At 36.8% G+C, this 12,544-nt stretch carries 9 protein-coding genes and 3 pseudogenes; 11 read left to right on the top strand and 1 reads right to left on the bottom strand.

Translation table 11 applies throughout. From position 1 onward, the window contains the following. From D9K81_RS17235 to D9K81_RS17200, 9 genes and pseudogenes are all read left to right on the top strand, one after another. Nucleotides 1–252, top strand: a 252-nt coding sequence (locus tag D9K81_RS17235; RefSeq protein WP_235831055.1) for a helix-turn-helix domain-containing protein, incomplete at its 5' end; no start/stop codon positions are given. Nucleotides 253–515: 263 nt separating this feature from the next. Then, complete coding sequence (locus D9K81_RS17230) at nt 516–2,654, top strand: DEAD/DEAH box helicase (RefSeq protein WP_121523875.1); 2,139 nt, start codon at nt 516–518, stop codon at nt 2,652–2,654. Nucleotide 2,655: 1 nt separating this feature from the next. After that, nucleotides 2,656–3,327 carry a DUF2290 domain-containing protein gene (locus D9K81_RS17225; protein WP_121523873.1) on the top strand — a complete coding sequence of 224 codons (672 nt, stop codon included), beginning with the start codon at nt 2,656–2,658 and terminating at the stop codon, nt 3,325–3,327. A gap of 642 nt (nt 3,328–3,969) precedes the next feature. After that, nucleotides 3,970–4,254 carry a type II toxin-antitoxin system HigB family toxin gene (locus tag D9K81_RS17220; RefSeq protein WP_087528871.1) on the top strand — a complete coding sequence of 95 codons (285 nt, stop codon included), beginning with the start codon at nt 3,970–3,972 and terminating at the stop codon, nt 4,252–4,254. 9 nt (nt 4,255–4,263) lie between these two features. Beyond that, nucleotides 4,264–5,457 (top strand): ImmA/IrrE family metallo-endopeptidase, encoded by a 1,194-nt coding sequence (locus D9K81_RS17215; protein ID WP_121523871.1) that lies wholly within the window; start codon nt 4,264–4,266, stop codon nt 5,455–5,457. A gap of 168 nt (nt 5,458–5,625) precedes the next feature. Further along, nucleotides 5,626–7,200 (top strand): type I restriction-modification system subunit M, encoded by a 1,575-nt coding sequence (locus D9K81_RS17210; protein WP_121523869.1) that lies wholly within the window; start codon nt 5,626–5,628, stop codon nt 7,198–7,200. Further along, nucleotides 7,200–7,685 (top strand): annotated as a pseudogene (locus D9K81_RS18875) (restriction endonuclease subunit S); the annotation flags it as partial. The gene D9K81_RS17210 and the pseudogene D9K81_RS18875, both read left to right, overlap by 1 nt. Beyond that, nucleotides 7,680–8,393 (top strand): annotated as a pseudogene (locus D9K81_RS18870) (restriction endonuclease subunit S); the annotation flags it as partial. The pseudogenes D9K81_RS18875 and D9K81_RS18870, both read left to right, overlap by 6 nt. A gap of 129 nt (nt 8,394–8,522) precedes the next feature. Next, the gene (locus D9K81_RS17200; RefSeq protein WP_121523865.1) at nt 8,523–11,408 is read left to right on the top strand and encodes a type I restriction endonuclease subunit R; all 2,886 of its coding nucleotides are present in this window, start codon (nt 8,523–8,525) and stop codon (nt 11,406–11,408) included. A gap of 83 nt (nt 11,409–11,491) precedes the next feature. Here the strand turns inward: D9K81_RS17200 and D9K81_RS17195 are convergent, their stop codons facing one another. After that, entirely contained in the window at nt 11,492–11,716 is a 225-nt protein-coding gene (locus D9K81_RS17195; protein WP_004676219.1) for a helix-turn-helix transcriptional regulator, read from the bottom strand. Between the two features lie 148 nt (nt 11,717–11,864). On the opposite strand from D9K81_RS17195, the gene D9K81_RS17190 reads away from it, so the two are divergent. Beyond that, nucleotides 11,865–12,110 carry a hypothetical protein gene (locus tag D9K81_RS17190; protein WP_004776736.1) on the top strand — a complete coding sequence of 82 codons (246 nt, stop codon included), beginning with the start codon at nt 11,865–11,867 and terminating at the stop codon, nt 12,108–12,110. Nucleotides 12,111–12,218: 108 nt separating this feature from the next. Next, nucleotides 12,219–12,323, top strand: a pseudogene (locus D9K81_RS17185) (IS6 family transposase); the annotation flags it as partial. Nucleotides 12,324–12,544 lie beyond the last annotated feature (221 nt).

The following is a 12,544-nucleotide window of genomic DNA, read 5'->3' as shown; positions in this document are numbered from 1 at the left end:
CTGGATCTCATCAACAATATGCTGATTGATCTCCTGGCAACAATGGCTCGCCTGGACAATGAGAAACGTATAGAACGTATTAAGCAGGGCTTGGCACGTTCGGGTTACAAGCCAACAGGTAAGAAAGCCAATGAGGCTAAGCACAAACGAATAAAAGAATTGCTAGCAGCTGGCAATATGACTAAGGAAGAAATTGCCAAAGCAGTGAATTGTGGAGTTGCAACTGTCTATCGAGTTGCTAAAGTTATCTAAAAGCGGACATTTTTACTTTGGAGAAACCGGACATTTCTATTTTGGAGTTACAAGATTTGTTATTCACCAATTAAACTGTCTATAGGATAAACCATTTAAAATGTCCAGTTTTTAACTGTGAAGAGTCAAGCACAGGATTTAAGCTATTTGATTTCGAACTAACCATAACAATCATTAATATCAAGGCTTAACTTGATAAGACTAAAGCTTATAAATATAGTAGAGCATTGCTTGATTTCAAGATTTAAAATAAAGGTATTACTGTGATTAAAGTTATTTGGGGCACTAATAAAGAAAAACCAATTGCTTCAAGACAACTTGCGGAAACATTGTCCTCTAATACGAGTTTAGAGGGTTTCCTCTATATAGGTTATCCAATTGTAGGCTCTCCTCTAGGACCTACTAAATTTGATGCATTACTTTTAAGCGAATCAAAAGGCATTGTTGCTTTTGATTTAGTTGAAGGAACGGATCTTAGTAATTATATAAATAATCAAGATGAAATGGCCTCCATGTTGGAGGTGAAATTAAAACCTTATCCAAAATTAAAAAAGGGCCGTCATCTCAAGTTCGATATTAAAACAGTAACTTTCTGCCCAGCCAAAAAAAATAATTTGCCACAAGTCGATGATGATCTATACAACATTGCCAATATTTCTAATCTAAATGAAGTTATTAATTCATTTGAGTGGGAATCAGATGAAGATACTTTTAAAGAATTAAAAGCAGCAATTCAAGTTGTTACTAATATTCGATCTGGTGCTATTAGAAGGCAAACTAAAAAGGAAAATTCTTTAGGAAGTCGCCTACAAAAATTAGAAGATTCTATAGCAAACCTAGATCAGCACCAATCTGAAGCAGTTATTGAAACAGTTGATGGTGTACAACGGATTAGAGGTTTAGCAGGATCAGGAAAGACTATTGTATTAGCCTTAAAAGTTGCTTATTTACATGCACAAAACCAAAGTTGGAAGATAGCTGTAACTTTCCATACACGAGCGTTAAAAGAACAATTTAAAAGACTAATCAATAACTTCACTATTGAGCAATTAGGTAGCGAACCTGATTGGGATTCTATTGATATATTTAACTCCTGGGGAGCGCCTGGAGATAAAGAAAATGATGGGATGTATCATCGATATTGTGTTGAGAACTCAATAGATTATTATGACTTTCAAACAGCTAAAAATGAGTTTGGAGCAGATGATGCTTTTAAAAATGTTTGTAAGATAGCTTTAGAACAGTCCTCATCTAATAAAATGGAAAAATATGATTTAATTTTGATTGATGAAGCTCAAGACTTCCCTCCTGAGTTTATTAAATTATGTTATAAATTTTTAAAGGATCCTAAGCGATTAGTTTATGCATATGATGAGCTTCAGTCTTTAAATGGTCTATCCGTTTTACCTCCTGAGCAGTTATTTGGTAAAGATGCTAAAGGAGTTCCTTTAGTAACCTTAGAAGAAGAAGATCCAACAAAACCTAAAAAAGATATTATTCTAGAAAAATGCTATCGTAATTCACGTCCATTACTTGCAACCGCTCATACACTAGGATTTGGATTAACTAGAGCAAAAGGATTAGTTCAGTTTTTCGATAATGACTCTCTATGGGAAGATGTTGGTTATTCGGTCAAAAAAGGTAAAATCGAAGGTGGAAAAGAAGTAGAGCTAATTAGAACTAGTGAGTCAAGCCCTCTATTTTTGGAAGAACATACACCTCTTGAAGAACTTATAAAGTTCGAAGTATTTGATTCAGTTCGGGATATGAATCAAATGCTTTTCGATTCTATTGTCAAAAATATCCATGAAGATGAACTTAAACCTGAAGATATTTTAGTTATTAATCCTGATCCTTTCACAACACAGAAAAATGTAGGGGTTGTAAGAAAAGCATTACAACAGAATGATATAGATTCTGAAATTGCAGGTGTTACAACCTCCAGAGATGTCTTCAGAAAAAATGGAGCTGTTACTTTTACAGGTATCTTTAGAGCAAAAGGTAATGAGGCTGCGATGGTCTACATTATCCATGCTCAAGATTGTGCAGATTCCTACGATCCAAATCACTTAGCACTAATTAGGAATAGATTATTTACTGCTATTACTCGAAGTAAAGCTTGGGTTCGTGTATTGGGAATTGGACCATCTATGCAATCCCTAAAAGAAGAATGGGAAACTTTAAAAAACAACGATTACGCTTTAAAGTTTGTTTACCCAACAGAAAAACAGAAAAATAAATTAAAGTTAATTAATAAAGATATGTCTGTTCAAGAGAGGAATAGACGAAGAAAACTGACAAATAATATTCAAGAAATTATACATGCTATCAATTCAGGAGAATTACCAACTGAATTAATTCCTGAAGAATTAATTAATATTTTAAAGAAATCAGGTCATTAAAATGGATTCTGATGCTATCTTAAAACAATGTACTGAAATCATTGACCGCCTTATTTTATCAGGATTATCAATAGCACAAAGCTATCCATCTACACGTATGAATGCTAGTGGAGATTATGAAATCGGATTTAAAAAAGGTATTGAAATTTCTCAAACTCTAAAAAATATCCCTTATGAAGATATATATAAATCTGTTTTAGATGAGGAAAGCTATCATATTCACCTGATAGATGGAGGATTAGTTTCTTTTAATTATATTTTTGAGAAAAATGATGATGTTTTTTTTATAAAAAAACATAGATTGTCATTCTATCCATCACCATCATTACCTTCATTTGAAGATTGCCCAGAACTTTATAGTCATGATGAAATTTTCCTAGAATGTACTAAAAAAAATTTAGTTAAATTCCCTATTAGATTCGACTATGATCCAAAAAATCATATAAATGTTACTCATCCTGCTTCACATGTGACATTTGGGCAATTTCTCAATTGTAGAATACCTGTTTCAATGCCAGTTACTCCAAGAAAATTTATTTTGTTTTTACTCCGCAATTTTTATTATTCTGGATATACAAAAAGTAAGAACATTTTTGATAAGAAAATGGCTAATGTTATTCCTTTTCATACCATTACTGATGAAGAGAAAAAAATTGGTCACTTCATTTTATAGTTCATCTATATATTCATTTAACATAAAATCTCTTATTCTAAATTCAACATCAATATATTTAAGATTACTTTAAGATCAGTATCTTACATTAAGCCATACCCTCTAGAACGACCTTGTTCAATCGACTTAGAAACAAGTCGATTTTTTTATGGGAGGATTACCCTGGCATCTTTCGCCAATCAAATTGTTTAAAAAATAGTCATTCCCTAATTCTACTAGATGCCCAAGACAAAAATTATCCCCTATTTTTTCGGATAAAACCGAGATAACTTTTAGCCGTTTTTGTACGCCCTAGCGCACACACATTTAGGGATTCTGCGGCTAAGGGATCTACGGTTTTTTACTTATGATCAAGTCATACAGGAACAGCAAGTTCCGGGACATATGAAACAATAATGATAAGTTCCAGCACACCAGGACGTGAGGTAGAACAGCAGCCTACCTAGAAGCCAAACACGAAAAACCCCGACATGTCGGGGTTTTTTATTGTCTTAATTTTCCTTGTAAAAAGGTAAAATTCAAAAATCTAAAAGCTAAAAATTGGCTATAATGATACGATGTTTAAATATTCCCTTTTTAGGGAATATGTAAAAAAGATACCAAAAAGGTAACATTTACTATAAAATTATCTCTAGGGAAGTCATGAAAGTATTAGGTTTAGATTTATTAACTGATTTCTCTAAGAAGCATGCTAATGCTAAATCGCAATTAGATGCCTGGTATGCCGAAGCTAAACAAGCTAATTGGAAAACGACTCATGATATTAAGCAAAGATATAGCTCTGCAGATTTTCTATCTGATAATAGAGTGATATTTAACATCAAGGGAAATGACTATCGCCTTGTGGTTAAAGTTAGATATCAAAACGGTATTGTTAAAATTGAGTGGTTAGGTACTCATGCTGAGTATAGTAAAAAGAAGTTTTAGGAATTGGCTATGGATCTGAAAATTATAAAAAATGCTAATGATCACGCAGAAGCACTTAAAAGATTAGATGAGTTATTTAATTTAGATCCTATCGAAGGATCTAAAGAGAGTAATGAGTTAGATGTTCTAGCTCTGCTAATTGAACAATATGAAATGGAAAAATTTCCTATTGATAAGCCTACGCCTATTGAAGCAATTAAATTCCGTATGGACCAACAAGGTTTAAAAGCGAAAGACCTTGTGCCTTACATAGGATCAGCTCCAAAAGTCTCAGAAGTTTTAAATAATAAACGTTCACTTAGCTTATCTATGATTAGAAAATTAAGTGAGGGTTTAGGTATTCCTGTAGATATCTTAATTCAAGACTGCGATAGATTTGAAACTTACCATGATAGTTTAGATTATATGAGATTCCCCTTAGTTGAGATTTTTAAGAGGGGTTACTTAACTAACTTTTCTGGAAGTCTTAATGATCTAAAAGAATATGCCTCTGAATATATAAGTGATTTTTTAAAAAAAGCAGGATTTAATTCTAATTTTCAGCCTATGTTAGCCCGAAGTAGTGCTAATTTAAGTGGTAATTCAAAAGAATGTGATGCTTATGCAAGATTGATATGGCAAGCACAAATTATAAATAAAGCTAACTGTTTAAATATAAATCATGAGTATACCGTTGGTATGGTAACAAAAGAATGGATGCAAGAAGTTGCAAAATTATCTTGGTATCAATCAGGTCCACAACTCGCAATAGAGCATTTAAAAAAATTTGGAATAACTGTTGTTCTCGAGCAACATTTACCTAAGACCTATTTAGATGGAGCGGTATGTTTTCATAATGGTAAACCTATAATAGCTTTGACGTTAAGACACGATAGTGTCGACAACTTTTGGTTTACTCTAATGCATGAGTTAGCTCATATATCTCTTCACTTTGACAAAAATGAAGAATGGTTTTTGGATGATTTAGATCAGACTTGCGATGATCCTAGAGAAGATGAAGCTAATGCTTTAGCTAGAGAAGTTTTGATTCCAGATGAGGTATTTCATAGCTATCCGCACACAGATAAAGGAGTTTCTGAGATGGCCTCTCATTTAAGAATCTCACCTTGTATAATTGCTGGTAGGATCAGATTTGAAAGTAACAACTTCAAATTATTTGGGAAAAAATTTAGAGATAAAACGAGTAAAATACTCAAAATTTAATTTATAGTCTCAAGAGCAAAAATAACCAAACACTTTAATAGTATTTAGTTATTTAACATAAAACCTCTTATTCAAAATTCTGGTGTTAGGAACCAAAAAACCTAATTTTTATAAGCAGATACTCGCTATACTTAAGCAAATTTAGGTATTACTAGAGATTCTTGCTTCATGACTCAGGTTCAACTTCAACAATTACAAAAACATCTTTGGAATATTGCGAACGATTTACGTGGAAAAATGGGGGCTGATGAGTTCCGTGACTACATTCTCGGCTTCATTTTCTACAAATACCTGTCTGAAAAAGCAATCACGTTTGCCAATGAACTGTTGAAAGATGAAGGCCTAGCAGAAAAATATCATCAACTTGATGAAAATAACCCTGAACATGCTGAACTGATTGATGGCATTAAAGAAAACTCAGTCGAAGAAGTCGGTTATGCCCTAGCTCCAAAGCAACTGTTCCACACAATTGCTGAACGTGGTCGTCAGGGTGAATTCATTCTTGATGAGCTTTCAAATACCTTACGAGAAATCGAACGCAGTACCTTGGGTGCTGAGTCTGAAGATGACTTTGCCAATCTGTTTGAAGATCTCGACCTCAATTCAACCAAACTCGGCAACAATGCCAACGATCGTAATGAATTGGTTAGCAAAGTACTGACGCATTTAGACAATATTGATTTTGATCTCAGTAACTCAGAATCAGATGTATTGGGTGATGCCTACGAATATTTGATTGGTGAATTTGCATCTGGTGCAGGTAAAAAAGCAGGTGAATTCTATACACCTCAAACCGTATCCACCTTGCTTGCAAAGATCGTGACTCAAGGTAAACAACGTCTGCGTTCAGTCTATGATCCGACATGTGGTTCAGGCTCATTACTTTTGCGTGTAAAACGTGAAGTTCAAGATGTCGATATGATTTACGGTCAAGAGATGAACCGTACTACCTATAATCTGGCACGAATGAACATGATTCTGCATGATGTTCACTTTGCTAAATTCGACATTAAGCAAGAAGATACCTTAATTCGCCCACAGCACATTGATCAGCGTTTTGAAGCAGTGGTCGCCAACCCTCCATTCTCAGCCAAATGGTCAGCAGATCCAATCTTCTTGCAAGACGAGCGTTTTAGCCGTTTTGGCAAGCTTGCACCAAGCTCAAAAGCGGATATGGCTTTTGTTCAGCACATGCTTCATCAACTCGATCACAACGGCACGATGGCGGTTGTTCTTCCGCATGGTGTGTTGTTCCGTGGTTCAAGTGAAGGCGTGATTCGTCAGTACCTGATTGAAAAACTGAATGTCATTGATGCGGTGATTGGCTTACCTGCCAATATTTTCTACGGTACGTCTATTCCAACCTGTATTTTGGTGCTCAAGAAAAATCGTAAAAATACAGGCGATATTTTATTCATTGATGCCAGCAATGACTTCGACAAACAAAAGAACCAAAACAAGCTCTTGCCTGAGCATCTCGATAAGATCATTGCAGCTTTTGAACAGCGTCAAAATATAGAGAAATACGCCAAGGTTGCTACGCTGCAAGAAGTTAAAGATAACGATTACAACCTTAATATTCCTCGCTATGTCGATACCTTTGAAGCTGAAGATGAAATTGATCTGAATGCCATTGCGCAGCAACTCAAAGAACTTGAGCAACAAAGCCAAAATACAGACAAAGTGATTGCTGAATTTTGTAAAGAGCTTGGCATTGATTCACCTTTTGCGGAGGTGAAGTAATGGCTGCACCGAAGTTACGTTTTAAAGAGTTTGAAGGGTATTTAACAGAATCAAAACTTGTTGAGTTAACCTCATGGGCTTCAGGTGGTACACCAGCAAAAGATATTCCTGAATATTGGGGTGATGATATTCCATTGATTAGTGGTGCTTCCATGCACACAAATCAGCTTTATGAATCTGATGTGAAGATTACTAAGTTAGGTCTACAGAAAGGTTCCAAATTAGCACCAAAAGATTCAATTTTAATTTTGGTAAGAGGAAGCATGTTGTTTAATAAAATTCCTATGGGAATTACGTTAGGCGATGTCGCTTTTAACCAGGATGTAAAATGCATCCGCCCGAAACAAGAGTTAGCTCCACTATTTTTATTCCAATGGTTACATGCTAAAGAAAATACTATTCAAAATAAGGTAACTGCTACCGGTATTGGTGCTGGCAAACTTGACACTGCCGACCTCCAAAACCTTAAGTTATATAAACCATCATCAGAAGAACAAACAAAAATAGCCACTTTTCTTTCAGCAGTGGATGAAAAGATTAGTCAGCTTTCCCAAAAACTCCACCTTCTGGGCCAATATAAACAAGGCATGATGCAAAAGCTGTTTAGTCAGCAGATTCGTTTTAAAGCGGATGATGATAGTGAGTTTGTGGAGTGGGAAGAAAAGGAACTTAAAGATGTAGTAGAAATTAATCCTAAAGCTAAAAAATTACCTGAAAATTTTATTTATATTGATTTGGAAAGCGTTGAAAAAGGGCGACTATTACTTCAAAAAAATATTGCGCAACAGGATGCACCAAGTCGAGCACAAAGATTATTAGCTAAAGGCGATGTACTGTTTCAAATGGTTCGTCCTTATCAGCAGAATAATTATTACTTCAACTTAAGTGGTGAGTATGTTGCCTCAACAGGCTATGCTCAAATCCGTACAAAATTGGATTCTAAATTTATCTACTATGCTTTACATGAAAAGACGTTCTTAGATGAAGTTATGAATCGTTGTACAGGTACAAGTTACCCTGCGATTAATAGTTCGGATTTATCTTCAATAGAAATACTTATTCCTTGCCTCGAAGAACAAACAAAAATCGCTAACTTCCTTTCATCAATCGACCAAAAAATTGATGTTGTTTCAGAGCAGCTAGAACAAGCCAAGCTTTGGAAAAAAGGGCTTTTACAGCAAATGTTTGTTTAAATATCAGGAAAGCCAATCAAACCATCTGATTTGAAGACTTTGAGGGTAAAACATCACCGTATGTTTCGAGCTTCAATCAGATGGATTTCACTTAGATCACCGTAATTCAATAAAAAATTAGAGAAAGAGATGTCCGTACAAAGCGAAGCTCAACTTGAAAATGAACTCATTGAACAGCTCAAAAACCTGGGCTATCACCAGGTTGATCTCAAAGATGAAAATCAACTGCTGAACAATCTCAAAATTCAAGTTGAACGCGCCAATGGCATCGCCTCTTTCTCTGCAAATGAATGGGCACAAGTGCTCAATCACTTAAAAGCAGGGAACAGCTTTAACTGTGCCAAAGTGCTGCGGAATCGCTTTCCTGTAAACTTTGATGATGGCTCTACACGTCACATTGATTTTTTATTTGCCGATCCTCAGCAAAATATTTACCAGGTGACCAATCAGATCGCCATCGATCACAGTGCCAGTAATGGCCACACCAGTCGCTTTGATGTCACCTTGCTGATCAATGGCCTACCTTTAGTGCAAATCGAGCTAAAACGCGCTGGGGTAGAGCTTCCTGAAGCCTTTAACCAAACCCAACGCTATGCCAAAGTCGCTTACAGTAGCGGAGCAGGTCTGTTCAATTACATCCAACTGTTCGTGATCAGTAATCGTGACCACACCCATTACTATTCAAACGGCACCAGCAATTTCGAATTTACCTTCCCCTGGGCAGATTTTGAAAATAAGCACATCCATAAAATCGATACCTTTGCCGAAACCTTTTTAAAGCATCAGCACATCACCCAAATGCTGACTGAATACATGGTGATCCTGGAAGTTGAAAAGCGTTTGATGGTGCTGCGTCCCTACCAAATCTATGCGGTACAGCAGATTATTCAACGTGTGCAACATTCAGCGCAAAATGGCTATATCTGGCACACCACGGGCTCAGGTAAAACCCTCACCTCCTTCAAAGCCAGTCAACTCATCATGCGCTTGCCTGAAGTTGAAAAGGTCCTGTTCGTGGTGGATCGGAGTGATCTCGATACCCAAACGGTACGTGAGTTCAATGCCTTCAAAAAAGATAGTGTTGATACCACCAAGAATACCGGCACCCTAGTCACTCAATTGGGGCAAAAGCATGACAAACTGATTGTCACCACCTTACAAAAGCTCAATATTGCCATTAGTTCTGACCGTTATAGCGATCAGATTCGCTATCTCAAAGATAAAAAAGTCGTGATCATTTTTGATGAATGTCACCGTAGCCAATTTGGCGATACCCATCGCAATATCAAACGCTTCTTTAATCAGGCGCAAATGTTTGGTTTTACCGGAACGCCTATTTTTGAGAAAAATAGCCAACTGAAAATTGACTCACAAGCCGTCACCACCAATGCCCTGTTTGACGAATGCCTGCATAAATACGTGATTACCGATGCCATTCGTGATGGGAATGTCCTACCCTTCCAGATTGCCTATCTGGGCAAATACACCAGCAATGGCATCGAAAATAGCGACAGCTATGAAGAAGATGTTGAAGGGATTGATACCAAAGAGCTATTTGATAACCCTGCCCGTCTCGAAATGATTACCCGCTATATCCTAGATAATCACCCTATCAAAACCAAAAATAAAACCTTCACCGCGATGTTTTGTGTCAGTTCCGTTGAAGTCCTGACCCAATACTACGAACTGTTCAAAAAAGTCCAGCAGGAAAAACAGCAGCAAGCCGAAGAACAAGGGGGGATTTATACCCCATTGACCATTGCCACGATTTTTTCCTTTGCAGCCAATGAAGAACTCAAGGTCGAAGATCACAGCGGTTTAATTGAAGAAGAGTCTGCGGATCTCCCGACCCGGATCAGTCAATCCAATCGAGACAAGCTCGATCAATACATTGCTGAATACAATGCCAAATTTGGCCAGAACTACAACTCAGGCGATGAGTTCTACGCCTACTATCGTGACATTGCCAATCGGGTACGTAAAAAAGAAATCGATATTTTGCTCGTGGTGAATATGTTCCTGACGGGTTTTGACTCAAAACCACTCAACACCCTGTATGTCGACAAGAACCTTAAATACCATGGACTCATTCAGGCCTTTTCACGCACCAACCGTATTCTGAACGCAGACAAGCCGTTCGGTAATATCCTGTGCTTCCGTAACCTGAAACAGGCCACAGACCAAGCCCTCACCCTATTCTCAAATAAAGATGAAGCGCAAAAAATCGTGCTGATTCCAAGTTTCGACAGCATCAAGGAGAAATACAACGCTGCGGTCGCCCATTTACTCAGTATTGCCCCAGATCCAGATCAAGTCCCCAATACGCTGGAAACCGAAGAACAGCAATTGGAGTACGTCAAAGCCTTCCGTGAGGTGATGCGGATCAATGCCCAATTGGAAAACTTTGTCGAGTATGACCAGGACGATACCGATTTAAACAAGGCAGAATTCCAGAAACATACCTCACAGTACAAATATCTGTACAACAACGTCCGTGTGGTCCAGCCTAAAGACAAAGTATCGGTCCTCAATGACGTCAATTTCCAGCTGGAACTGATCCACCGCGATACAGTGAATGTCGGTTATATCCTGAATTTAATGCAATCGGTGGTCAATCATAAAGATCCTGAAAAGAAACAGCAGTATCGTTCCCAGGTGCAAGATATCATCTCGACCAACCACAACTTGTATGACAAACAAGAGTTGATTCAAAAGTTCCTGGATGAAAACATTCCACGCATGGCTAATGGCCAAAGCGTTGAACAAGCCTTTGCTCAGTTTTGGGATGTGGAAAAAGAAAAGGCACTGAATGAGCTGTGTCAAAAAGAAGCCATCAAACCTGAAGTCTTCAAAACGGTGCTCAGCCAATATGAATACACGCAGCGTTTACCTAGCCGGGAAGATGTCAAAGACTTACCGATTGCTCGCCCTAAGATCTCAGAACGTAAAACCCTGATGAATACCTTGGTTCTCAAAACTCGAAACTTTATTGAAAAGTTCTATCGAGGCTTATAAGTCCCTGAAACAAAAAAATGCCTGAACTTCAGGCATTTTTTACGTCATCACTAACAGCTTAAAACAATCAAAAAACGAGAGTCTTAGTCTTTTGAATACGACTTAATTTTTTCAAAAATAGGGTAAAAGTCTACACCCTCATCTTTCATGCTAGAAAGTAAGTAAACCAGAACAGCTATATGAGTAGGTACTTTTCCGATCTTTTTATAGTTAGTTATGGAATTTGGGTTCATGTCCAATAAGGTTGCAAATTCCTTAATTGAAAGACCTGCTTTCCCCATAAGTCTTTGAAATTCTTCGTACGGCATGGTGATAAATACAATCTGTTTGGATTAGAAGTATAACATAGACCATAAAATTTAAAAAACACATAAAAAATGTGACAAACACATTTTTTATGTGTTATAAATAGCTTATCAACTAATCTATTTATCATCTCTATAGGAGAAACATACGATGTACTCATATCCTAATTCAAACACTGAAAAGAAAATTGCACTTATGATCATCAATGACTTTTTCATTCAAAAAGCACATGACCTCTGGATTTTTTTACAACTAGATCAGAGTTTTAACGATTATGAGGCCACGCTAATTTGGACTCGACGTTATCTAGAGGAACATCCAGAAGGTGAATACAGTGATATTCAAAAAGCATTCCTTTCTTGTTTCCCAGAAAATTTCTTTAACTTTGACTATTAATTGATGAATCGTCTTTCCTCTTTTGTAGCAGTTGAAATTAGAGTAAACACTATAAAAGAGGAAAAATTGGCAGTGTTGTAAATAGCTTTTTAGCTAAAGGTTCAATAGATGAATCCCTTCCATAGTCGGCATCATCTTTAGGGCGAAATCATTCTTTGGGCTGTGCGCTGGTATTGTAAGTATGGCAGTACAGGAAGAGTTTTACATCGCATAACTCTCTTGAAAGTTACATAAGATCATAAGTTAGGTAAGTTATGTAACTTTATAAATTTATATCTCTGACAGATCAGCCCCTGGCGATCTTCTGGCCAGAGAAATCTTTAATTTTTCAGCACTGCATTTAATATATGGACAAATCCCTGACAAGCATTACCAGGAGAGGTTTCCATCTCATCACTCTATTCCGAATTACATAAGCTCATAAGTTACATAAG

The sequence above is a fragment of the Acinetobacter chengduensis genome, assembly GCF_003664645.1.
Classification (GTDB): domain Bacteria; phylum Pseudomonadota; class Gammaproteobacteria; order Pseudomonadales; family Moraxellaceae; genus Acinetobacter; species Acinetobacter chengduensis.
The sequence above is the reverse complement of the archived record's forward strand: the minus strand, read 5'-3'. Positions and strand labels throughout refer to the sequence as shown.